24 protein-coding genes are annotated in these 22,577 nt (G+C 71.2%); 17 read left to right on the plus strand and 7 right to left on the minus strand.

Annotation, left to right across the window (positions count from 1 at the left end; translation table 11 throughout):
• The first annotated feature begins 26 nt into the window (after positions 1-26).
• The 6 genes from AB5J49_RS44835 to AB5J49_RS44860 are packed head-to-tail and all read left to right on the plus strand — an operon-like array spanning position 27 to position 3,757.
• On the plus strand, positions 27-209 hold the full coding sequence (locus tag AB5J49_RS44835) for a hypothetical protein (RefSeq protein ID WP_369174614.1): 183 nt from the start codon (positions 27-29) through the stop codon (positions 207-209).
• Positions 206-658, plus strand: coding sequence for a monovalent cation/H+ antiporter complex subunit F (locus AB5J49_RS44840; protein ID WP_369174615.1), 453 nt, complete (start codon positions 206-208; stop codon positions 656-658). Before AB5J49_RS44835 ends, AB5J49_RS44840 begins: the two co-directional genes overlap by 4 nt.
• The gene (locus AB5J49_RS44845; protein ID WP_369174616.1) at positions 651-902 is read left to right on the plus strand and encodes a Na(+)/H(+) antiporter subunit B; all 252 of its coding nucleotides are present in this window, start codon (positions 651-653) and stop codon (positions 900-902) included. Before AB5J49_RS44840 ends, AB5J49_RS44845 begins: the two co-directional genes overlap by 8 nt.
• Positions 899-1,639 carry an MnhB domain-containing protein gene (locus tag AB5J49_RS44850; protein ID WP_369174617.1) on the plus strand — a complete coding sequence of 247 codons (741 nt, stop codon included), beginning with the start codon at positions 899-901 and terminating at the stop codon, positions 1,637-1,639. Before AB5J49_RS44845 ends, AB5J49_RS44850 begins: the two co-directional genes overlap by 4 nt.
• A 10-nt stretch (positions 1,640-1,649) precedes the next feature.
• Positions 1,650-1,997, plus strand: a complete 348-nt coding sequence (locus AB5J49_RS44855) for a sodium:proton antiporter (RefSeq protein WP_369174618.1) — start codon at positions 1,650-1,652, stop codon at positions 1,995-1,997.
• Complete coding sequence (locus AB5J49_RS44860) at positions 1,997-3,757, plus strand: complex I subunit 5 family protein (protein ID WP_369174619.1); 1,761 nt, start codon at positions 1,997-1,999, stop codon at positions 3,755-3,757. Before AB5J49_RS44855 ends, AB5J49_RS44860 begins: the two co-directional genes overlap by 1 nt.
• Before the next feature lie 16 nt (positions 3,758-3,773).
• On the opposite strand, the gene AB5J49_RS44865 is transcribed toward AB5J49_RS44860, so the two are convergent.
• The gene (locus AB5J49_RS44865; RefSeq protein ID WP_369174620.1) at positions 3,774-4,436 is read right to left on the minus strand and encodes a DUF4230 domain-containing protein; all 663 of its coding nucleotides are present in this window, start codon (positions 4,434-4,436) and stop codon (positions 3,774-3,776) included.
• A gap of 144 nt (positions 4,437-4,580) precedes the next feature.
• On the opposite strand from AB5J49_RS44865, the gene AB5J49_RS44870 reads away from it, so the two are divergent.
• Positions 4,581-5,771, plus strand: coding sequence for a cytochrome P450 (locus AB5J49_RS44870; RefSeq protein WP_369174621.1), 1,191 nt, complete (start codon positions 4,581-4,583; stop codon positions 5,769-5,771).
• A gap of 101 nt (positions 5,772-5,872) precedes the next feature.
• Entirely contained in the window at positions 5,873-6,826 is a 954-nt protein-coding gene (locus AB5J49_RS44875; protein WP_369174622.1) for a ribose-phosphate diphosphokinase, read from the plus strand.
• A 41-nt stretch (positions 6,827-6,867) separates the two neighbouring features.
• Here AB5J49_RS44875 and AB5J49_RS44880 read toward each other — a convergent pair whose 3' ends face one another.
• Together AB5J49_RS44880 and AB5J49_RS44885 are read right to left on the minus strand one after the other, a co-directional pair.
• On the minus strand, positions 6,868-7,248 hold the full coding sequence (locus AB5J49_RS44880; RefSeq protein ID WP_369174623.1) for an anti-sigma factor antagonist: 381 nt from the start codon (positions 7,246-7,248) through the stop codon (positions 6,868-6,870).
• A gap of 153 nt (positions 7,249-7,401) precedes the next feature.
• Positions 7,402-7,839, minus strand: coding sequence for a MarR family winged helix-turn-helix transcriptional regulator (locus AB5J49_RS44885; protein WP_369174624.1), 438 nt, complete (start codon positions 7,837-7,839; stop codon positions 7,402-7,404).
• A 103-nt stretch (positions 7,840-7,942) separates the two neighbouring features.
• On the opposite strand from AB5J49_RS44885, the gene AB5J49_RS44890 reads away from it, so the two are divergent.
• Positions 7,943-9,394: an aldehyde dehydrogenase gene (locus tag AB5J49_RS44890; protein ID WP_369174625.1), complete on the plus strand. Its 1,452-nt coding sequence runs from the start codon at positions 7,943-7,945 to the stop codon at positions 9,392-9,394.
• Positions 9,395-9,419: 25 nt separating this feature from the next.
• Positions 9,420-10,526, plus strand: a complete 1,107-nt coding sequence (locus tag AB5J49_RS44895) for an NAD(P)-dependent alcohol dehydrogenase (RefSeq protein ID WP_369174626.1) — start codon at positions 9,420-9,422, stop codon at positions 10,524-10,526.
• A 13-nt stretch (positions 10,527-10,539) separates the two neighbouring features.
• On the opposite strand, the gene AB5J49_RS44900 is transcribed toward AB5J49_RS44895, so the two are convergent.
• Positions 10,540-11,490, minus strand: coding sequence for an NADP-dependent oxidoreductase (locus tag AB5J49_RS44900; protein ID WP_369174627.1), 951 nt, complete (start codon positions 11,488-11,490; stop codon positions 10,540-10,542).
• A gap of 71 nt (positions 11,491-11,561) precedes the next feature.
• Here AB5J49_RS44900 and AB5J49_RS44905 point away from each other — a divergent pair, with 71 nt between their 5' ends.
• The 7 genes from AB5J49_RS44905 (at position 11,562) to AB5J49_RS44935 (ending at position 18,045) form a co-directional block, all read left to right on the plus strand.
• On the plus strand, positions 11,562-12,524 hold the full coding sequence (locus AB5J49_RS44905) for a GlxA family transcriptional regulator (protein WP_369174628.1): 963 nt from the start codon (positions 11,562-11,564) through the stop codon (positions 12,522-12,524).
• A 65-nt stretch (positions 12,525-12,589) separates the two neighbouring features.
• On the plus strand, positions 12,590-13,438 hold the full coding sequence (locus AB5J49_RS44910) for a hypothetical protein (RefSeq protein WP_369174629.1): 849 nt from the start codon (positions 12,590-12,592) through the stop codon (positions 13,436-13,438).
• A 262-nt stretch (positions 13,439-13,700) separates the two neighbouring features.
• Entirely contained in the window at positions 13,701-15,428 is a 1,728-nt protein-coding gene (locus AB5J49_RS44915) for an ATP-binding protein (RefSeq protein ID WP_369174630.1), read from the plus strand.
• A 5-nt stretch (positions 15,429-15,433) separates the two neighbouring features.
• Positions 15,434-15,844 carry a roadblock/LC7 domain-containing protein gene (locus AB5J49_RS44920; RefSeq protein WP_369174631.1) on the plus strand — a complete coding sequence of 137 codons (411 nt, stop codon included), beginning with the start codon at positions 15,434-15,436 and terminating at the stop codon, positions 15,842-15,844.
• Positions 15,841-16,212, plus strand: a complete 372-nt coding sequence (locus AB5J49_RS44925; RefSeq protein WP_369174632.1) for a DUF742 domain-containing protein — start codon at positions 15,841-15,843, stop codon at positions 16,210-16,212. Before AB5J49_RS44920 ends, AB5J49_RS44925 begins: the two co-directional genes overlap by 4 nt.
• The gene (locus AB5J49_RS44930) at positions 16,193-16,798 is read left to right on the plus strand and encodes an ATP/GTP-binding protein (RefSeq protein ID WP_369174633.1); all 606 of its coding nucleotides are present in this window, start codon (positions 16,193-16,195) and stop codon (positions 16,796-16,798) included. The genes AB5J49_RS44925 and AB5J49_RS44930 overlap by 20 nt, the downstream gene beginning before the upstream one ends.
• Positions 16,795-18,045, plus strand: coding sequence for a cytochrome P450 (locus tag AB5J49_RS44935; protein ID WP_369174634.1), 1,251 nt, complete (start codon positions 16,795-16,797; stop codon positions 18,043-18,045). The genes AB5J49_RS44930 and AB5J49_RS44935 overlap by 4 nt, the downstream gene beginning before the upstream one ends.
• Positions 18,046-18,123: 78 nt before the next feature.
• Here AB5J49_RS44935 and AB5J49_RS44940 read toward each other — a convergent pair whose 3' ends face one another.
• From AB5J49_RS44940 to AB5J49_RS44950, 3 genes are all read right to left on the minus strand, one after another.
• Positions 18,124-19,155 (minus strand): 7-epi-alpha-eudesmol synthase, encoded by a 1,032-nt coding sequence (locus AB5J49_RS44940; protein WP_369174635.1) that lies wholly within the window; start codon positions 19,153-19,155, stop codon positions 18,124-18,126.
• Between the two features lie 180 nt (positions 19,156-19,335).
• On the minus strand, positions 19,336-20,970 hold the full coding sequence (locus tag AB5J49_RS44945) for an amidohydrolase (RefSeq protein WP_369174636.1): 1,635 nt from the start codon (positions 20,968-20,970) through the stop codon (positions 19,336-19,338).
• 103 nt (positions 20,971-21,073) lie between these two features.
• Positions 21,074-22,576, minus strand: coding sequence for an APC family permease (locus AB5J49_RS44950; protein ID WP_369174637.1), 1,503 nt, complete (start codon positions 22,574-22,576; stop codon positions 21,074-21,076).
• Between the last annotated feature and the right edge of the window lies 1 nt (position 22,577).

Raw genomic sequence — 22,577 nt, forward strand, 5'->3', positions numbered from 1 at the left:
CGGACTCCGGCCCGAGGAGGTGGCGTATGGACCGGCGTACGACGCTTCTCGCCACGGCCGAGTTCCTGGCCTGGTGGGCCGCGCTCGCCGTGCTGTGGCTGGTCCTCATCAGCACCGTGGACACCCTGGAACTCGCGGTCGGCGCGGGCGCCGCCGCCATGGCAGCGCTCGCGGCCGTAGCCGCACGCCGGGCGGTGACCGGACGATGAACGGCTGGCTCCTCGCAGCGACCGTCGTACTCGGCGGAGGAGTGGGCGCCACCCTCTGGGGCGTCGCCACCGGACCGCTGCGGCGCCGGGTGGTGGCCCAGAACCTGTCCACCGCCCTGGCCTGCCCCGGACTGCTCCTGCTCGGCCAGGGTTACGAGCGCCCCTCGTACGTCGACCTCGCCCTGGTCCTCGCCCTGCTCGGCCCCGTCGGCACCCTCGTCTTCGCCCGCCTGCTCGCCGACGAACTGGCCGACGACCCGCCGCGCGCCCGGGGCCTGACCTGGGCGGCCGCAGGTCTTGCCGCGTCGGTGGTCCTGGCGCTGTGCGTGGCGGCCGGGCCGAGCAGGGCGATGGTGAAGCTCCTGCTCACGGGCGCGCTCCTGATCGGCGGGAACATGGCCGCCTCCCGTGCGCTGTCCGGCGGTTTCGCGGGGGTGCGCGGTGGTTGACGCGGTCATCGTCATCGCGCTGGTGCTCGTAGCCGTCTGTGCGACTGCGGCGGTGGCCGTCCGCGACCCGGTGCGCCAAGCTCTCGTGCTCGCCGTCCTCGGCGTCGCACTCGCGGTGCTGTTCACCTCGGTGCAGGCGCCCGACGTCGCCCTGTCGCAACTGGCGGTCGGCGGCGCCCTCACCCCGCTGCTGCTGCTCCTGGCCGTCCGCAAGGTCAAGCGGCGCAAGGGGCGGGAGCGATGACCCCGCGCACCCGGCTCGGCCTTGTCCTCGTCGGCGGCGTCGGCCTCGCCGCGCTCCTCGTCGCCGCCTGCCTGCGGCTGCCGGACTTCGGCGGCGACAGCCACCCGTACGGCGACCGCGCCGTGCACGAGGCCCTCGTCCGCCGCACCGCCAACTCCATCGCCTCCGTCAACTTCGACCAGCGCGCCTTCGACACCCTCGGCGAGATGACCATCCTGTTCGCGGCCGTCGTCGGCTGTGTCGTCCTGCTGCGGCAGACCCGCGACGAGCACCGTGCCCGACCCGAACCCGCCGACGTGGCCCCGCCGGTACGCCGCTACGCCCTGATCGTCCTGCCGGTCGCCCTGGTCACCGGCCTCTACGTCATCGCGCACGGCCAGCTCAGCCCCGGCGGCGGCTTCCAGGGCGGCGTCGTCGCCGCGACCTCCCTGCACCTGCTCTACCTCGGCGCCGACTACCGCGCCCTGGAACGCGTCCGCCCGGTCGGCCTGTACGAGGTCGGCGACGCCGTCTCGGCCTCGGCCTACCTTGTCACCGGCCTCGCGGGCCTCATCGCAGGAACCACGTTCCTCGCCAACACCCTGCTGCCGTACGGCACGTTCAACACGCTGTCCTCCGGCGGCACGGTGCCGCTGCTGAACGCGGCCATCGGCATGGAGGTCGCGTGCGCGGTCGTCGTGCTGCTCGCCCGCTTCCTGGACCAGGCCGTCGAGATCGAGGAGGAGAGCGGAAAGTGAGCGCGCCGTGATGGATGTCCTGCCGTACCTCGTCGCCGCATGGATCTTCCTGGCCGGCTGCTACGGCCTCGCCACCAGCCGCAATCTGATCCACGCCGTCGGCTGCCTGTCCGTCTGCCAGTGCGCCACGTACGTCCTGCTGCTGGCCGTCGGCTACCGCGACGACGCCACCGCCCCCGTCTTCTCCGACATCGAGCCCGGCTCACGCCCCGTCGTCGACCCGGTCGTGCAGGCGCTCGCCCTGACCGACGTCGTCGTCGGCGCCACCGTCACCGCCCTGCTGCTCGCGCTCGTCATTCAGGTCTTCAAGCGGCACGGCACGGTCGACCCCGACGAACTGACCGAGCTGCGCGGCTGATGGACGACCTGCTGCCGCTGCTCGTCGCCGTACCGCTCCTCGGCGCCGCCCTCCTCGTCGCCGGCGGCCGCCGCCTGCCCCGTGTCCTCGCCGAGTCCGTGGGCTGTGCCGTCTCGGCGGGCACGGCCGGGCTCGCGATCGCGCTGCTGCTGAACTCCTCGCCGCCGATGGCCGAATGGGTCGGCGGGTGGACGCCGATCGAGGGCCGCGGCGTCGGCATCGTCCTGGTCGGGGACGGCGCGGGGCTCGGCATGGCGGCCCTGGCGTCCCTGCTGACCCTCGCGGCGCTGGCGTACTCCTGGCACTACTTCGAGGAACCCCCACGCCGGCACACCGGCTCGTTCCCCGCGCTGATGCTGCTCTTCCAGGCGGCCATGTGCGGGTTCGCGATCGCGGGCGACCTGTTCAACGCGTTCGTGTGGTTCGAGCTGATGAGTGTCGTCGCCTACGCGCTGACCGGGCACCGGATCGAGGAGGCCAAGGCCGTGCAGGGCGCGCTGAGCTTCGGGGTGGTCACCTCGCTCGGCGCGTACGCCATGCTGATGGGCATCGGCCTGCTCTACGCCCGCACCGGCGAGCTCGGCATGGCGCAGATCGGCCGCGGTCTCGACGTGCACGGGCCGCCGGACGCACTGGTCCTCGCCGCCTTCGTCCTCGTCCTGACCGGCCTGCTGGTCAAGGCGGCCGCCGTGCCCTTCCACTTCTGGCTCCCGGACGCACACGCCGTCGCCCCCACCCCCGTGTGCATGCTGCTGTCGGGTGTCATGGTCGAACTCGGCGTGTACGGCGTCTGGCGCGTGTACGGCACCGTCTTCGCCGGACCCGGCGGGATCCCGGCGGCCGACCTGGAGCGGGTGCTCGTCGTGCTCGGCTGCGTGACGGCGGTGATCGGCGCGGTCATGTGCTGGTACCAGCGGCACATCAAGCGGCTGCTGGCGTGCTCGACGGTCGCCCACACCGGGCTCTTCCTGATCGGCATCGGCGTACTGACACCGGAGGCAGACGACGGGGTCGCCTTGTACGTCCTCGGCCACGCCGGGGTGAAAGCCGCGCTGTTCGCCTGCACGGGCATCCTCCTCGACCGGTACGGCACCGTCGACGAACACGCGCTGCACGGGCGGGGCCGGGAACTGCGCGGTGTCGCCGTGCTGTTCGCGGTGGCCGGGCTCGCGCTCGCGGGACTCCCGCCGTTCGGGACGGCGTTCGGGAAGGCCGTCACGGAGGAGGCCGTGGGCGGCCCGCTCACCGTCCTGTACGTCGCCGCGACCGCGGTCACCGCGGGGGCGGTGCTGCGGGTCGCCGCCCGCGTGTTCCTCGGGCTCGGCCACCTGCCCGAGGAGGACACCGAGTACGAGACGACCGGTGGCGGTGAGCGGCCCGAGACCCGGCATCGGCTCGGCCGGATCCCCGACACCATGACCGTGGTCCCCGCCCTGCTGCTCGCCGGTTCGCTCGCCGTCGGTGTGGCCCCCGGCTTCGGCGAGGCCGTGGCGCACGCCGTCAACGAGGCCGGGTCCGGCGGTGCCGTGGTGCCCGCACCGCACTGGAGCCCGGCCGGTGTGCTGCTGGACCTCGCTTCGACCGCGCTGGCCCTGGGCCTCGCGGCCCTGGCCGTGACCCGGCCGGGGTTCCTCACGCTCCCGGACCGGGCACGGCCGCTGCGGCGCCTGCAGTCCGGGCACGTCGGGGACTACGTGGCCTGGGTGCTGGTGGGCGCCACCGTGCTCGGCGCGCTGGCCCTGCCGGGCCTGCTGTCGTAGGGGAGCCGCAGGGGGCTCAGGCCCCGTACACCACCTTCACCTCCTTGAAGCCGAGGGAGTGGAGCAGGCCTTCGAGCATGTCGGTGGTGTTGGTCTCGGCGCGTGCGGTCAGCCTGCTCTCCTTGGCCGCCTCGCCGATGTGCCTGACCGCCAGCTTCTGGACGGCCTGTTCGCTGTTCGGGTTGTCCGAGAAGAGATCGCCGAGACGGTCGAGGAGACCGCGCTGCTTGGAGACCGCGTAGGAGCGGTCGGGGTCCAGGGACGGTTTGCCGAGGGCGGCGTGCGGGAGACGGAGCGTTGCGGACGTACGGTCGTCATTGACCGTGACGTCGTCCTTACCGACCCTTCCGAGGTCGACATAGGCGTCCACGGTGCCCGCGCCGACGTACAGCGTGCGGGTGCCGCGGATCGCGTCGGGCAGGAACTTGGCGTCCTTCTCCAGATCCACGACGATCTGGAAGTTGCCGGAGGCGGCGTCGTAGCGGCTCATGTCCTGGATGGACTGGAGCAGTGCGGGACCCGAACGGTCGTTGGTCTCGGTGCCGAACAGGTCCTTGAGGCCCGGGATCACGCTCAGCCTGATCCCGGCGAAGAAGACGACGAGCACCAGGATCAGGGCGCTCACCACCTTCGCCCAGCCGGGCATGCGCTTGTTGATGCGCTTGATGGGAGTCGTCATGTCGACGTTCCTCCTTCCCTGTTCAACCAAGTACCCCCAAATCCCTTGCCGGACCTGTCCGTTGGCCGATTGCCGCCACTGGCTGAGGCGGCAGCGGCGCACTAGCGTGGGGAACCGTCCGTACCGGCGCGTCTGGAGACCCGGATGAGCGCAGACAGCACCTCTCGGCCGCTTCGCCCCATGCACCGCATCAGCCTCCCCGAGCCCGGACCGCCCCGGCTCGGCACCCTCGCCACGGGCACCCCGGTATGGCTCGTGACCCGGTACGCCGAGGTGCGGCAGGTGCTCATGGACCCTCGGTTCAACAGGAGTTCGCTGCACGCGGCGGACGCCCCGCCCCTGCTCGTCGTACCGAACCTGCTCGACTCACCCGACGGGCTCGTCAACCAGGACGGTGCCGCCCACCAGATGCTGCGCGGCACCGTGCAGCGGGCCTTCACGCCCCGGGCGATCGCGCGCTGGCGACCCTGGGTGGCCTCGGTGGTCGAGGCGCTCCTGGACGACCTCGCCGAACGGGACCGGCCCGCCGACATCATCGAGGGGTTCACGCGGCCGCTGCCCGTCTCGGTGATCTGCCGCCTGATGGGGCTGGAGCACGTGGAGAGCGAGCGCATCCGGCGCTGGGCCGATCACGCCCTGTCCGGTGGCGCCCACACCGCCGAGGAAGTCGGCCTGGCGATGCGGGAGTTCGGCGAGTTCGCCGGTCGGCTGGTGGCCGAGCGTCGGACGTCACCGGGCGACGACCTGGTGAGCGGGCTGGTCGCGGCGGGCGACGCACTCGGCATCGACGAGCGCCGACTGCTCACCCTGGTCTGCGGACTGGTCGTCGCCGGGCACGAGACCACCATGACGGCGCTCGGCAACGCCGTCGTCTACCTCCTCACCGACGGGCAGGCGGCCTGGCCGGGGCTCGCCAAGGACGCGGGGGCCGCGGCCACCGCGGCCGAACAGCTGCTGCGCACCATCCCGCTCAGCGAGGGCCGGGTCCTGCCCGGGCTGATCCGCCGCGCCGTCGAGGACGCCGAGGTGGGAGGCGTGCTGATCCCGGCGGGCAGTGTGGTCGCTGTCCAGACCAACTCCGCCGGCCGAGACCCGGACGCCTTCCCACCCGGCGAACCCGACCTCTTCGCCCCCCTGGCCTCGCCCGGCATCGCCTTCGGCGCCGGACCCCACCACTGCCTGGGCGCCTGGCTCGCCCGCCTGGAACTCGAACTCGCCCTGCACCGCCTCGCCGCCCGCTTCCCACGCCTGCGGGCCGAGTTCACCCCCGAGACCATCGTGTGGCGGGAGGGGCAGATGACGCGGAGCCCGCTCCGGTTGCCCGTGTCCTGGTGAGGCAATCCCCACACGCTCTCGCCCACACCTGAGCCGCAACGTTTCTGCCGAGGTCAGTAGCATGATTCCGCCACCCGGAATGATCAGGCGAGGAGCGGATCGTGCGAGAGATCGCCGTGTTCAGCGGTAGTGCCCACCCCGAACTGGCGGCGGAGGTCTGCGCTCACCTGGGGGTGCCGCTCAGCCCCACCCGGGTCAGCCGGTTCGCCAACGACTGCCTTGAGGTGCAGCTGCAGGCCAACTGCCGGGAACGGGATGTCTTCCTGATCCAGCCGCTGGTCCGGCCCGTCCAGGAACACCTTGTCGAGCTCCTGCTGATGTGCGACGCCGCGCGCGGCGCGTCCGCACGCCGGATCACCGTCGTCATGCCGCACTACTCCTACGCCCGCTCCGACAAGAAGGACGCCCCTCGTATCTCGCTCGGCGGGCGGCTCGTGGCGGACCTGATGGTGTCGGCGGGCGCGAGCCGCGTCCTCGCCATGACGCTGCACTCGCCGCAGGTGCACGGCTTCTTCACGGTGCCGGTCGACCACCTGCACGCACTGCGCGAACTCGCCGCCCACTTCCGCCGGTACGACCTCTCCCGTACGACCGTCGTCTCGCCGGACCTCGGCAACGCCAAGGAAGCCGCCGCGTTCGCCCGGATGATCGGCGCCCAAGTGGCCGCCGGCGCCAAGCAGCGGTTCGCGGACGACCGGGTCAGCATCAACTCCGTCATCGGCGAGGTGACCGGACGGGACGTGATCGTCCTGGACGACGAGATCGCCAAGGGCAGTACGGTCCTCGAACTCCTCGACCGGCTGCGCGAGTTGGGGCCGCGGTCGATCCGCGTCGCCTGCACGCACGGCCTGTTCGCGTCCGGCGCCCTGAAGCGGATCGGCGAGCAGCCCGACGTACTGGAGATCGTGTGCACCAACACCGTGCCGGTCCCGCAGGAGGAGCGCACCGAGAAGCTGCGCATCCTGTCCATCGCCCCCGCGCTGGCCGAGGCCGTGCGCCGCATTCACAACGGGGAGTCGGTCAGTGCCCTGTTCGACGCGCCGGGAACCGAATAGAGCCCCACGTGCACCGCGGCCATCACGCAGGAGCAGGAGCCTCATAACGTGCCGGACGTGGCCTCGGGCTGGTTCAGGGCCGCGTCCGGTGTCGGATGCGGGGGGAGCAGCCGGGACAGCCCGGTGATTTTGAGGACCCGCAGGGTCAGCGGGTGGGTGCAGACCAGGTGCAGCCGGCCGCCGTGGTCGAGCACCCGGGCGCGGGCCCGGTAGAGCAGGCGCAGTCCCGAGCAGTCGAAGAACTCGACGCTTCTGAGGTCGATCACGATCCGGGCGTCGGGGTGTGTCGTCACCCGGTCCAGGTACGGCGCTATCTCCACCGCCGCCGCGATGTCGATCTCGCCGCGGAACTCCAGCACCGTGTGGCCCCGGTGCCGGTGGACGCGCAGATGCCGACTGAACGGCGCAGATTCCTGCTGCACGACGACATCGCCTCCAACCTGCTCACTTGCGGCGGGCTGCCCAAATCCAGTCCCCGCACTGCAAGTTACCCTCGATTGAGCGAATTTGAGCATGTTCGATTGACATATGTCTTCGAATTGCGACAGAGGTTTCGCGAGATGTCCGGGGCGCGGCTACGACAGTGCGTGCCAGGCCTTCGAGAGGGCCTGGCGGAACTGCTCGGTCTGATGAGCCGTGAGCTCTCGCACCATGCGCTCCTCCAGCTCCCGTACGGACTCCTCGTGCCGCGCGAGCAGCTCGCGCCCGGCGTCGGTCAGCAGGATCAGGAGCTCCCGGCGGTTGCGCGGATTGCGCTCCCGGCGGACGAGCCCGCGGCCCTCCAGGCTGCGCACCAGATCGGCGATGGACTGCGCCGTGACGAACGAGTCGCGCGCCAGCTGTGCGGCCGACAGTCCGTCGTGCCGCTGCAGCACGGTGAGCGCGGTGTACTGCAGCGCGGTGATCCCGGACGGCCTGACCAGCTCGTCCAGGTGGGAGCGCACGACGAGCTCCACCTGCTTCACCATGTAGAGAAGCGACGGAGGTGCCTTGGCTGCCTGGGTGTCGAGCATGAGTTCACCCTAGAGCATTGACAGGAAACCTGTCTGTAATGAGACTGCGAACACGCAGGAATCCTGTTGGTTGAAATCTTGGCGATGAGGCTGAGGAGTGGCAATGACCACCTTCGAGATCGAACCCGGTCGGTTGTTCATAGGGGGCCAGTGGTGTGAGGCCGCCGACGGAGCGCGCACCGAGGTGGTCGACCCGTCCCGCGGCGCGGTCGTCACGACCGTCGCGGACGCCGGTGCCGCCGACGTGGACGCGGCTGTGCGCGCCGCGCGGGAGGCCTTCGACGACGGTGCCTGGTCCGGGCTGAGCGGCCGCGAGCGGGGCAGGGTGCTGCACAGGGTCGCCGAGCTGATCCGGGAGAACGCGGACACCATCGCCGAGCTGGAGAGCCGCGACGTCGGCAAGCCGATCACGCTCGCCCACGCCGTCGACGTGACCAACGCGGCCAACGACTACGAGCACTTCGCCGCCCTCGCCCACGCCCTGGACGGCTCCGTCCGGGACACGCCCATGAACGCCCTCGCCTACGTCCTGCGGCGGCCGATCGGTGTGGTCGCGGCGATCACTCCGTACAACTTCCCGCTGATCCTGGCCGGTTCGAAGATCGCCCCGGCGCTCGCGGCCGGCAACACGGTGGTGCACAAGCCGGCCGAGGAGACTCCGCTCAGCGCCCTGTACATGGCCGAGCTCTTCAAGCGGGCCGGTGTCCCCGACGGCGTGGTCAACGTCGTCACCGGCGGCCCCGCGGCCGGCGAGGCACTGCTGCGGCACTCCGGGGTGGACAAGGTCGCCTTCACCGGCTCGACCGGCGTCGGGAGGAAGGTCGCGGCCCTCGCCGGGGAGTCGCTCAAGCCGGTCACCATGGAGCTCGGCGGCAACGCGGCCCACGTCGTCTTCGAGGACGCCGACCTGGAGAAGGCCGTCGGCGCGATCATCAAGGGGTTCGTCTTCAACACCGGGCAGTTCTGCATGGGCGGCCCCCGGCTGCTGGTGGCGCGCCCGGTCTACAGCACGCTGCTCGGCATCCTCGCCGACGCGGTGCCCGGTGTTCCGCTCGGCGACCCGCGCAAGCCCGAGACCGTCGTCGGTCCGATGGCGGGGGAGCGGCACCTGCGCAAGGTGGAGGAGTACGTCGACCTGGCCCGCAAGGAGGGCGGCCGCATCGTCTGCGGCGGTGAGCGGCTCGACCTGGACGGCGGCTACTACTACAAGCCGACCGTGATCGCCGACCTGCCGAACGACTCCCGGGTGGTCCAGGAGGAGATCTTCGGTCCGGTCCTCACCGTGCAGCCCTTCGACTCCGAGGACGAGGCCGTCGAGCTGGCCAACTCCACGCCGTACGGGCTGGCCTCCGGCATCCAGACCGGCAACCTGGCCCGCGCCCACCGTGTCGCCGACCGGCTTCAGGCCGGCATCGTCTGGGTCAACGACTGGGCGATGCTCGACCCCGCGGTCCCCTTCGGCGGAGTCAAGGACTCCGGCTTCGGGCGCGAGTACGGGCCTGAGGCGCTCGACGCCTACACCACCACCAAGTCCGTCGTCGTCTCGCTCGACTGAGCGCACCGCCAAGGAGATTCGCCAGATGTCCATCCCCACCCGTGCCGCCGTCGTCGAGTCCGGCGGAGCCCCCTTCACCCTCTCCGACGTGGAGCTCGCCGAGCCAGGACCGCACGAGGCCGTCGTCCGCATGGTGGCGACCGGCCTGTGTCACACGGACCTCGGCGTGGCGAGCGGCGGACTGCCCTTCCCCCTCCCCGGCGTCCTCGGCCACGAAGGCGCCGGTGTGGTCGAGGCCGTCGGCTCGGCCGTCACCGGCGTCGCGCCGGGCGACCACGTCGTACTGTCCTTCACCTCCTGCGGCGACTGCCGCAACTGCCGGGGCGGGCACCCGGCGTACTGCGCGACCTGGCTGCCGCTGAACCTCATCGGCGGGCGCCGGGCCGACGGCAGCAGCACGATCAGCCGGGGCGGCGAGGAGCTCGGCGGTCACTTCTTCGGGCAGTCCTCCTTCGCCGAGCGGGCGGTGGTGGACGAGCGCAGCCTCGTGAAGGTCGACCCCGACGTACCGCTGGAGTCGATCGCCCCGCTGGGCTGCGGCGTGCAGACCGGGGTCGGCGCCGTCTGGAACGTACTGAAGCCGGTCACCGGCAGCACGGTCGTCGTCCTCGGCGCCGGAGCCGTCGGCCTGTCCGCGGTCATGGCCGCCGCCCTCACCCCCGCCACCAACATCGTGGCCGTCGACCGGGTCGGCGAACGCCTGGCACTGGCAAAGGAGTTGGGCGCCACCCACACCGTCAACGCCGCCGAGACCGATCTCGCCGAGGCGCTCGCCGGGATCACCGGCGGCCAGGGCGCCGACGGCGTCGTGGAGACCACGGGCAACGTCGGCGTCCTGCGCCAGGGCGTCGACGCGCTCGCCGCCCGCGGCACCCTGGTCGTCGTCGGCGCCCCGCCGTTCGGCGCCGAGGTCGCCCTGGACGTCAACGGGCTGCTCGGCGGCAAGCAGGTCGTCGGACTCACCCTCGGTGACGCCGAGACGCAGGACTTCATCCCGGCCCTGGTCCGCCTGGTGAAGGAGGGGCGGCTCCCGCTGCACCGCCTGATCAGCACCTATCCGTTCGCGGAGATCGACCAGGCGGTACGGGACATGGGCGCGGGCAAGGCGATCAAGCCCGTGCTCACGTTCTGACGTCGGCCGGCCGTCAGTCCACCGAAAGGACCAGCTTCCCCGTGGTGCGGCCGGTGTCGCCGAGCGCGTGTGCCTCGGCGGCATCGGCCAGCGGGAACGTACCGGCGATCTCGGCGCGCAACTGTCCCTTCTCCACCAGGTCCGCGATCGCGCGCAGGTCGGCGCGGTCGGCGTCCACGAGCATCCGCACGCCCCGAACGCCGAGCCGCTCGGCCTCCTCGTAGAACTCGTCCGACCCGACCGGCAGGATCGAGACGACCAGGCCGCCCGGGCGCAGCACCCTCAGCGAGCGCACGGACGTCTCACCGCCCAGGGTGTCCAGTACGACGTCCACGTCCTTCACGGCGTCGGCGAAGTCCGTCTCCCGGTAGTCGATCAACTCGTCCGCGCCAAGGCTTTGCAGGAAGTCGTGCTTGCCCGCGCTCGCCGTGCCGATCACATGGGCGCCCCGCGCCTTGGCGATCTGCACGGCCACGTGCCCGACCCCGCCGGCGGCCGCGTGGATCAGCACCCGCTGTCCCGGCCGCACGTCGGCGTACTCGACCAGGGCCTGCCAGGCGGTGAGGGAGACCAGCGGCAGCGCGCCCGCCTGCGTGTGGTCGATCGAGGCCGGCTTGTGCGCGAAGGTGCGCGCCGGCGCGGTGACGTACTCGGCGTGCGAGCCGTGGCCGAACGGGTACGACAGCATGCCGAAGACCTCGTCGCCGGGCTGGAAGCGGGCGACTCCGATGCCGACCGCCTCGACCACGCCGGAGACGTCCCAGCCCAGGACGAAGGGCGGCTCGCCCAGGAAACCGCCGGTCGCGCGGTGCTTCCAGTCGGTCGGGTTGACGCCGGCGGCGCGGACGCGGACCAGCACCTCGTTCGGGCGCGGCGTCGGACGCTCGATCTTTACTTCCTTCAGGACCTCGGGACCGCCGAGGACGTCCTGGCTGATGGCTCGCATCGTGTTCACAGTGCTCATGGGAAAACAGCCTGCCGGGGACCGCCGCACCGGGAAATGGCACGATTGCCAACCTTCGATAGGATCGTGCCATGAGCGGTGAACGGTATGCGGAACGGGTCGTGGTGCTGGCCCTGGACGGCGTCTACCCCTTCGAGCTGGGTATCCCCAGCCGGATCTTCGGCGCGGCCGACGGCCGGTACGAGGTGCTGACCTGCAGCGTCGACGGCCGGCCGGTGCGCACCAACGCGGACTTCACGATCGGCGTCCAGCACGGCCCGGAGATCCTCGCCACGGCCGACACCGTGGTGGTCGCGTCCATGGCGGCGCCGTACATCCCCATGGAGCTGCCCGCCGAGGTCGCCGACGCGCTCGCGCTGATCCGCCCGGACGCCCGCATCGTGTCGATCTGCACCGCCGCCTTCGTCCTCGCTGCGGCGGGCCTCCTGGACGGCCGCAGGGCCACCACGCACTGGCAGGTGACCGAACCGTTCCGGCGCCGGTACCCGCACGTCGACCTGGACCCGGACGTCCTCTTCGTGCACGACGGCCGCATCCTCACCTCGGCCGGCGCCGCCTCCGGCGTCGACGTCTGCCTGCACATCGTCCGTACGGACCACGGCCACGAGCTCGCCAACGCGGTGGCCCGGCGCTGCGTCGTGCCCCCCTTCCGGGACGGCGGCCAGGCCCAGTACATCGAGCAGCCGGTCCCGGAGAGCGGAGCCGCGAGCACCGCCGCCACCCGTGCCTGGGCCCTGGAGCACCTCGACGAACCCCTGACGCTGGCCGACCTCGCCGACCATGCCCGGATGAGCCTGCGCACCTTCGCCCGCCGCTTCAGCGACGAGGTCGGCCTCAGCCCCGGCCGCTGGCTGATCCAGCAGCGCGTGGCCCGCGCCCGGCACCTCCTGGAGTCCAGCGACCTGCCGGTGGACGACATCGCCGGCCAGGTCGGCTTCGCCACGGGAGCCTCCCTGCGCCAGCATCTGCACGCCGCGATCGGGGTGTCACCGCAGGCGTACCGCCGTACGTTCCAGGCGGCTGACACGCCGTAGACCGAACGTTCCCGCCCTCCGCCGCGTCGAAGGATCAAGGAAAGCGGCCAGGACAGGGGGCAGGAATGCGCAGAGGGCTCGCGGTGGCGGCGGTGCTGGCGGCGACGGCGGTCGCCGGGTGCGGTGCCGAGGAAGATCTGGTCGTGGCGGGCACAGCGCCGGCCGCGCCCTACGACGGTCCGCTGTACGTCCCCGCTCAGGAGCTCGACGAGGACAGTGCCCGGGCCGTTCGCGTGGGTTCGGGCGCTGCGGGACGGGCGCTGGAGTGCCACGGGGAGATCTACTCGGGCGGCGGCAGCGAACCGTGGAGCAAGGGGGACGGCGGATCCACCGCCGAGGGCGGCCTCGAGGCGTACTTCGAGATCGAGCAGCCCGACGTGCCCCGGTCCGGCTACCGCGTGGAGCGGGAGGAGAGGGGCCGGGTCCTGTTCTCCTACGACGTCGACGGGCGGACGAAGGTGGCGGTCATCGTGGCCAAGGACCGTGAGGACCGCCCCGGTTGGGGCCCGGAGACCAGCGCCTCCTGCGACCCGGCCGAACTCCCCGAGAGCTTCACCGCCACCAAGGAGTACGAGATCTGGACCGACAAGGACGGCCACCGCGTGCCGACCACCGAGATCAGCAGCTCCGTCGGAGCGGCCCACTGCGACTGGCAGAAGGCGCACTTCCTCGAACTCGGCGCGCACCAGGACCGCAAGCTGTACGCCCGCGATCCCGACGGTGTACTCGAACCCGCCATGCTGAACGCCGCCTACGACGGTGACGTACCCATGCCCGACGACGCGCACGACACGGGATACCGGCTCGGCGACCGGCGGCTGTGGCTGACCGAGGACACCTCGACGGCGTACGTCCGCACCGCCGACGGCGTCGAGGCCTGGCCGCGGGTGAAGGATGGCGTGGCATGCAAGTGAACCCCGCGTGAATCCTGGCGTCGACTTCTCCAACTGTGCAGGTCAGTAAAGGTATTTATCGATGTTTGTACTCTTGGCTGACAGTGATGGAACCCTCACTTCCGCCAACCTGTCAGGTTGATCCTTTTGCTTTCAAACCCGATAAGCTCCCGATCGGCACTGCGAGTTGACTCGGTCGCGATCGGTCATCTCGCGGTGCGTACTCATGAGTGCGATCGCTTTGCACACCCCCCTTGATCGATCGTTGCCTCGAAGGATGCAGATGGAACTCGCCACTCCGCCGCCGGCGGCGCGGCCCCCCGTCGCCTGGTACAGCTGGTGGCTGATGCCGCTGGCTTTGGGAGGTGGGACGGTTGCCGCCACGTTCATGAGCTCGGAGCGAATAGCCACCGGCGTCGCGGGTGTCGCGGCGACCGCGGCCAGCGCCGTGTGCGTACGCCTCCTGCTGCGTACCCGGGCGCAGCTGACCAGGTCCGAGGTCGACTTCCGCACCTCGCAGGCCGAGCACTCGCAGCAGTGGCAGCAGCACGTGGCAGGCCTGGAGCGGAAATACGGAGCCGAGCGCGCCGCACTGGAGAGCCGGCTCGGCGACCGGGCCGGCGCCTACGAGGTGCAACTGGCCGAGCAGGCCCGGGCGTACGAGGAGCGGCTGGCCGAGGAGAGCGGCTCCTACGAGGAACGGATCGCCGCCCAGGCCCAGTCCTACGAGGCCCAGCTCGCCGCCCAGGCCGAGGTCTGGCAGGAGCAGCTGGCCCACCAGCTGTCCGCGGTCGCCCGGCTCGCCGACGAACAGTTGCCCGAGGCACTGCGGCAGCTGCGCGCGGGCGACGCCATCGACGACGTCCTGCCGAGCGTCAACCAGTGCGCCAAGGTCAGCGCCGAGTTGCAGGCCAACCTGCGCAAGGTCCTGCGGACCTCCCTGATCGGCGTCGAGGAGGAGTTCAACCGCTCGACCTCCGCCGAGCAGGCCGTGATCAGCGTCGGCAACCGCATCCACGTCCTGACCAGCAAGCTCCGCGGCCGTCTGCACGAACTGCAGGGCGAGCACGGTCGGCTGCCGGCCGTCGCCCGGGGCCTGATGGAGCTCGACCAGGCGATCGGCCCCGCCGACTGTCTCGCCGCCAGCATCAGCGTCCTCGGCGGATCTGACCGGCCCGGCCGGCAGTGGCAGGAGCCGCAGCGCCTGCTCAGCGTGGTCCGCGGCGGCATCGGCCGGATCAAGGACTTCCACCGCATCGAGGTACGCCACCTGCCCGAACTCGGCGTCGACGGCGGCCTCGTGGACCACCTCACGCTGATCTTCGCCCACCTCCTGGACAACGCGGCCCGCTACTCGCCGCCCACCGAGCCGGTGGTCGTCTCCGGCAAGGAGGTCCCGAACGGCGTCGGCATCGAGATCCAGGACTCCGGCAAGGGTCTGAGCGAGGAGAAGAAGCGCGAGGCCGAGCACGCCCTCGACGGCACCGCGTCCGGCGCGGGCCTCGGCGGCATCTCGGAGGACGCGAACATCGGACTGCGCGTCGTCGGCATCCTCGCTCGCCGGTACGGCATCCGCGTCACCTTCGCGGACTCGCCGTGGCTCGGCACCTCGGTGGTGGTCGTGGTTCCGCACAAGTACTTCAGCCGGCTGCCCGCGGCCGCCTCCGCCGCCCCGGCGGCGACCGCACCGACGGCACAGGCCGGCGCGACCGCCCCGGCCCGCGAGCCGGCCGCCACCGAGGCGGCTGCGGCCGACACCGCCGACGCCGTGGACACCACACCCGGCGGCCTGCCCCGGCGCCGCAGCAAACGGCACGAGGTGACCCGCCACGAACCGGCCGAACGCCCGGAGCGGACCGAGGAGACGACCACCGTCGCCTCCGTCCCGCCCGACGCGTCCTTCGCCGGCCTGGCCGCCTTCGCCACCGCGGGCCGCGAGCCCGGTGAGCAAGGCGCGCCGGCCGTCGGCCGCGAGTCCACCGAGCAGCACCGCACTGAAGAGAGCGACTAGTCCCCATGACGCAACAGGGAACCGACGTGAGCTGGGCGCTCCGCGACCTGGTGGAGAGCATCCAGGAGATCAACTTCGCCCTCGTGGCTTCCAGCGACGGCAAGGCCGTCACCTCCTACGGTGCCGAAGACCCCGACGACGTGGACCGTTTCGCGGCGGTGGTGGCCGGACTGCAGGCGCTCGCCCAGCCGGTCGCCCAGCAGTTCCCCAAGTACGCGGGACAGCTCCGGCTGGCGATGATCGAGGTCGACGGCGGCCACCTCTTCGTCGTACGGGCCGGAGTGGAGACCTATCTCGGCGTCCTCGCCCGGGAAGGCCTCGACCAGGGCCTGCTCGGCCACCAGATGAGGGACCTGGCGCGCAGGATGGGCGAACTGCTCGGCACCACTCCGCGCCTGGAGGAGCACTCTGGATGAGTGCTCCCCGCGGGTCCGCGAACCCGTCCGGTCTCGAGCGTTACTACGTCCTCACCAAGGGGCGTAGCGGGCCGGGCGGTTCGGCGTCGAGTCTCGACGTGGCGACCCTCATCGTCTCCCGCACCAGTCCCGTACCGGCGATGCAGCACGAGCACGAGGAGATCCTCCGGCGCTGCCGCGATCCGCTGTCGGTGGCCGAACTCGGCGCCCACCTCGGATTGCCCTTCAACATTCTCGCGGTGCTGCTGACGGATCTGCTGGAGGCAGGCCACGTCGAAGCCCGTGACCCCATCCCGGCGCATGGTGCCGGCCGCGGGCCCGACCTCGCGCTCCTTGAGGAGGTACTCAGTGGACTTGAAAGGCTTTGACCAACCAGGCGGGCCGCACGCCGGGGGCATCCGCTCGGTGAAGGTGATGATCGCCGGCGGATTCGGCACCGGGAAGACCACCATGGTCCGCTCGGTCAGCGACATCAAGCCGCTCACCACCGAGGAGACCCTCACCCAGGCCAGCGCCGACGTCGACGACCTCATCGGTGTCGCCGACAAGACGGAGACCACCGTCAGCCTGGACTTCGGCAAGATCGGCCTGAACGACAGCCTGATGCTCTACCTGTTCGGCACGCCCGGCCAGGAGCGCTTCTGGTTCCTGTGGAACGGCCTGTTCAAGGGCGCGCTCGGCGCGGTCGTGCTGGTGGACACGCGCCGGCTCGCCTCCAGTTTCCGGGCGATCGAGGAGATGGAGCGGCAGAACGTCCCGTTCGTCGTCGCGCTGAACATCTTCCCGGACTCCAAGGACTATCCGGTGGAGGAGATCCGGGACGCCCTCGACATCTCCCCGCACATCCCTGTCGTGGCCTGCGACGCCCGCGACCGGACCTCCAGCCGCGACGTACTCGTCGCGCTCGTACGTCACTTGAAGGAACGCTCTGCCGTCGCTCTGGAGTCCCGATGAACGCCCAGCCCTCGAACGATCCCGACGCGCCGCGCGGCTGCCCCGTGGCCCACGGTTCGGCCGAGCTCACCCGGCTGTACGGGCCGGAGGCGGCGACCGACCCGCTCGGCATCTACGAGCGGCTGCGCAAGGAGCACGGGGCCGTGGCTCCGGTGCTGCTCGAAGGTGACGTCCCGGCCTGGTTGGTCCTGGGCTACCGCGACATCCGGCGGGTGCTCGACAACCCCCGCCAGTTCAGCCGGGACGCCCGGATCTGGCGGGACTGGCGGGAGGGCCGGGTCGAGGAGACCCACCCGCTGATCCCCATGATCGGCTGGCGTCCCGACTGTGTGTCCCAGGACGGCGAGCCGCACCGCAGACTGCGCGGCGCGGTCACCGACGGGCTGCAGGCCGCGGCCGACCGGGGCGTACGGCGCCATGCGACGCACTTCGCCAACAAGCAGATCGACGCGTTCGCCGACGCCGGACGCGCCGACCTGGTGGCGGACTACGCCGAGTACCTGCCGATGCTGGTCCTCACCCGCATCCTCGGGCTGCCGCAGGGGGAGGGCCGTCAGCTGGTCGAATCCAGCGCCCATGTCCTCAAGGGCGGCGCGGACGCGATCGTGCACAACGACCGCATCATGCAGATCCTCGCAGAGCTCGCCGGGCGCAAGCGCACCGAACCCGGCTCCGACTTCGCCACGGCGCTGCTGGAGCACCACGCCGGTCTCGACGAGGACGAGGTGATCAGCCATCTGCGGCTGGTGCTGATCGCCGCGCACGTCACGACCAGCAACCTGCTGGCCCGTGTGCTGGAGAAGATCCTCAGCGACGCCTCCCGGCTCTCCGGCCTCATCAGCGGTGAGCTGAACATCTCCACGGTGGTGGGGGAGGCGATGTGGGACACGCCGCCGCTCGTGGTCCTGCCGGGGCGTTTCGCCACCGTCGGCCTGGAGCTGGGCGGCCACCACATCGAGGAGGGCGACCTGCTCGTGCTGGGCCTCGCGGCCGGCAACGTCGACCCCGACGTCCGGCCGGACCCCGGGGTGTCCGTCCAGGGCAACAGCTCACACCTGGCGTTCAGCGCCGGTCCGCACGAATGCCCCGGGCAGGGCATCGGCATGGCCATCATCGAGATCGCCGTGGACGTCCTGCTGCACCGGCTGCCGGGCCTGCGCCTGGCCGTGCCGGCGGAGGAGCTCACCTCCACCGCCTCCACCTGGGAGTCCCGACTGGACAGCCTGCCGGTCGAGTTCGCCGTATAGGCGCACCCGCAGACGCACAAGCGAGCCGTCCGGCCGGTTTGTCCCGGCCGGACGGATGCGTCGTCTCACACGCCTGACTCACACCGCCAGCAGGTCGTCCACGGAACCCCGGCCCGCCAGCTCGGCGGCGGCCGCGGGACCGTCCTTCGCCGCGCTGTACCGGCCCGACACCAGCGCCCACTCGTAGTTGCCGTTGATCCAGTGCTGGATGGCTTCCACACCCATCCGCACCTGCTCGCAGCCCTTGGCGTCGAGGCCCAGCTCGTCGCACATCTGCGGGACGCTCGCCTCCAGTTCGAGGTACTCGTCGAGGCAGGCGACCGTCATCCGGTACGCCTCGTCGGCCGCCTCCTCCCACGAGCAGCGCCGCTCCCGGTGCAGCACGGCGATCAGGTTGTGGCCGTCGCCCCGGCGCTTCTCACGCTCGAAGGAGTGGATGTCGTTCATGAAGCCGATGGTGTCGGCGGCGAGGTCCCGCATCCGTTCCATCAGCGGATGCGCCATCACATGCGCGGGCACCACGAAGCGGCGGCTGCGCTCACCCGCGTCGATGCTGTGGTGGATACCGACCGTACGACGCCGGAAGATCGTGTACTCGTCGAGCCCCAGCGTGCCCTCGAGACCGCGGGCCGCCAGGTCGACCTCCTCGCAGTGCGCCACGAGGAACCGGCCCCAGGAGGCGGCGAACCGCGTCTGCCATGTCAAGGGCATGCCATCCGAAAGGTGGTTCCAGACCTCCGCCCAGGCCAGCGTGATCGGGCAGACCACTCGGGGCCGGGTGCCCGCCGGGCGCAGCGGGGTGATGATCAGCTCACGCGCGACCTCGGCTATTCGATCGGCGCGGTCGGGTTGGTTCGCGTCGAACTGGTCGTCGAAGAGGAAGGCGAGGGAGAACCAGTTCATCAGGACGACCATGTCGTCCGCCGAGGCGTGCGGGTAGGTGCGGGCGGCGGCCTGCGGCAGGTCCCACGACTTGTACTCCTCGAACCCGGCGTAACTGCGCACCAGGCCCATGTCCCAGATCCAGCGCAGGTGGCGCGCTCGGGCGTACTCCAGATGCTCGCTGACCGGGGTGTCGAAGGGGAGGTCGAACCTGACGTCCTGAGGCATGTGCTTCCTTTCGGGAGACGGCAGCGCAGAGTCCCCCGCCCCTGCGAGCGAGCGGTCAGGACGACCGCCCGCGCACTCGAACTGGGCTTCGCGATACGAAAGTTGAACCGAGAAGCGGTACGAAACTGCCCCGAGCGTAAATGATCTATACCGTAACCGGACGGTGATCTGCGTTACTGCTCATGCCTCTTGAGCTGCGTATACTCGCGCGCCTCCCACGTAAGTGAGAGATACACGTGCCTCCGCGATCGCCTCCGTCGGCCCGTCGAACGGATCACGGTCCAGGACCACGAGATCCGCGAGCGCCCCCGCCCGCACCTCACCCGTGTCGTCGAGGTGGTTCACATACGCCGAGCCCGCCGTGTAAGCGGTCAACGCCTCGGCGAGTCCGATGCGTTCGCCGGGCAGGAACACCGGCGTGTCGCCGGCGTCCGGTGCGACGCGGTTGACCGCGACATGGATCCCCTGCAGCGGATCGGGGCTGCTCACCGGCCAGTCGCTGCCGGCCGCGAGCCGGGCGCCGGAGCGCAGCAGCGCGCCGAACGGGTACTGCCACGCGGCCCGTTCGGGCCCCAGGAAGGGGATGGTCAGTTCGTCCATCTGCGGTTCGTGGGCGGCCCACAGCGGCTGGATGTTCGCGGTGGCCCCGAGCCGGGCGAAGCGCGCCACGTCGGCGGGCTGGACGACCTGGAGGTGTGCCAGGTGGGGCCGCGTGTCGCTCGGCCCGTTCGAGGCGCGCGCGGCCTCGATCGCGTCCAGCGCGTCGCGTACGGCCCGGTCGCCCAGGGCGTGGAAGTGGCACTGGAAGCCGAGCGCGTCCAACTCGATGACGTACTTGGGCAGTTGACCGGCGTCGATGAAGCTCGTGCCCCGGTTGACGGTGGCGCAGCCGCACTTGTCGAGGTAGGGGTCCAGCAGCGCCGCCGTGCCGGTCTCGGCGACGCCGTCCAGCATCAGCTTGACGCTGCCCGCGCGGAAGCGGCCGTGGCTCGACGCGGCCCGTCGCTCGACCAGTTCGGGAATCTGCTCGGCGCCGCGCTCGCGGTCCCACCACAGCGCCCCGACGACGCGGGCGGTGAGCGAGCCGTCCCGCGCGGCTGCCAGATAGGCCTGCGACGGGTCGTCCATGCCGAGGAAGTCTCCGACCAGCGCGTCCTGCCAGGCCGTGATGCCGAGCGCGTGCAGATGCCGCTGTGCGTGCAGCAGGGCCGCCAGCCGGTCGGCCGGTGTGGCGGGCGGGGTGAGGCGTCCGACGAGCTGCATCGCCCCCTCCTGCAACGTCCCGCGCGGTTCACCCGAGGAGCCCCGGTCGATGCGCCCGTCGGCCGGGTCGGGCGTGTCGCGCGTGATGCCCGCGAGCGCGAGGGCACGGCTGTTGACCCAGGCGCCGTGATGGTCGCGGTTGGGCAGATACACCGGCCGGTCCGGCACCACCGCGTCCAGCAGCTCCTTCGTCGGCGTACCGCCCTCGAAGGCCTCCATCGACCAGCCGCCGCCGGTGATCCACTCCCGCTCGGGATGCGCGTCGGCGTACGCACGCACCGCGGCGAGGGTCTCCTCCGCCGTCCTCGCTCCGGTCAGGTCGCACTGGCTGAGCTCCAGCCCCGCCGGCACCGGATGCACATGCGCGTCCTGGAATCCGGGCAGCAACAGCCGTCCGGCGAGATCCACCACCTCGGTCCGCGGCCCGGCGAGATCGTGCACCTCCTGATGCCCTACGGCCGTGATGCGGCCGCCGGTGACGGCCACGGCGGTCGCGGTGCGTCCCTCGGGGGTGAGGACGGGGCCGCCGGTGAAGAGGAGATCTGCGTGCATGTTCCGTTTCCTGGTCGAGGTGGTCGAGGTGGTCGAGGTGGTCGAAGTGGGGCCGTAGGTGGTGGAGATGACCGACGCGGTCGAGTCGCTCGGACCGGTCGGGTCAGGGGGATGTGGCGAGCAGCTGGGGCGCATCCGCGTCGGTGCCCTTGCCGGTGCGGAAGTACGGCGACCTGCGCACCCACTTGGCCCACGCGGCGGCCACGAAACCGGAGGCGATCATCGCCACGGGAGTGAACAGCAGGAACCACCCGTTGTCCGCGCTGACTTCGAAGTGATCGGCGGAGTTGTAGAACGACCAGCCGAGGTATCCGCCGAGGCCGAGCAGGGTTGCCGCGCTCAGTGAGGGCAGGACGACCGCCCGTATGCCCTGTCGCCAGTCCTCGCGCAGCAGCGAGCGGAAGCGCACGGCGGCCGCGAGGGCGGTGAGGGCGTACGAGAGGGCGACCACGATGCCCACGGCACTCACCGTCGCCATGATCATGTCGGCGAGCCGGGGAATGACCAGCGCGAGCGCCGCGACCACCGCCGCGAGTGCGCCGATGAGCAGCGTTCCGGCGGCCGGAGTGCCGTACCGGGGGCTGACCTTGGACCACACCGGCCCGAGCGTACGGTCCCGGCTCATCGCGAACATGGCCCGGGCCGTGGGGATCACGCCGGCCTGCAGTGAGGCGACCGCCGAGAACATCAGGGCGACCAGGGGGAGCGCCGCCCATGGCTGGGCCGCCAGCCGGTCGCCGAAGAAGGCCAGGCCCTCAGCGCCGTGGCCGACCAACTCCTGCTCGGACAGGACGCGTTGGAAGGCCATCGAGCCGAGCAGGAACAGCGCCAGCATGGTGAACAGGGTGGTGATCCCGGCCCGGGACGCGTCGCGCGGGTCGCGCACCTCCTCGTTGACGCTGAACGCCGACTCGAAGCCCCAGTAGCAGAACACCGACAGCAGCATCCCCTGGGCGAGTGCCGTCGCCGACGGGATGGCGAACGGGTCGAACCAGCTCAGGCTGAAGTCGTGCGGGCCGGTGACGATGCCGTATCCGCAGAAGCCGAGCAGGACGACGTACTCGAAGACCAGCAGCCCGGCCTGCAGCCGTGCGGCGGTGCGGATGCCGGTCACGGCGGTCAGCGTGACCGCCACCAGGACCACGATGCCGACCGCTGTCGTCTGCGCGGTCGAACCCGGGTCCAGCGCGAGGCCGCCCAGCCGGTGGAGCCCGGCGTCCCCCGCGAGCTGGAGCAGGGCCGAGCCGGTGACCGCGGTGGTGTACGCGAGGAACGCCAACACGGCGACGATGTTCACCCAGCCGACCATGAAGCCGAGCCACGGAGTGAGCGAACGGCCCACCCACACATAGCCGTTGCCCGCGTTCGGCTCGACGCGGTTCAGGCGGGAGAAGGCACCGGCGATGCCGAGGATCGGCAGAAACGCCAGCAGCATGATCGCCGGCAGGTGGAGGCCGACCACCCCGGCGGTGACCCCCAGGCCGATGCCGATGCTGGTGGTCGCGGCCGTGCTGGACGCGGCGATGGCGACGCCGTCCAGGACGCCGAGGGACTTGCGCAGCGCGGGCTGCGAGGCTGGGGCGACGCTGTGGGGCTGGTCGGGCATG

It is taken from the genome of Streptomyces sp. R28, from assembly GCF_041052385.1.
In the GTDB taxonomy this organism is placed as follows: domain Bacteria; phylum Actinomycetota; class Actinomycetes; order Streptomycetales; family Streptomycetaceae; genus Streptomyces.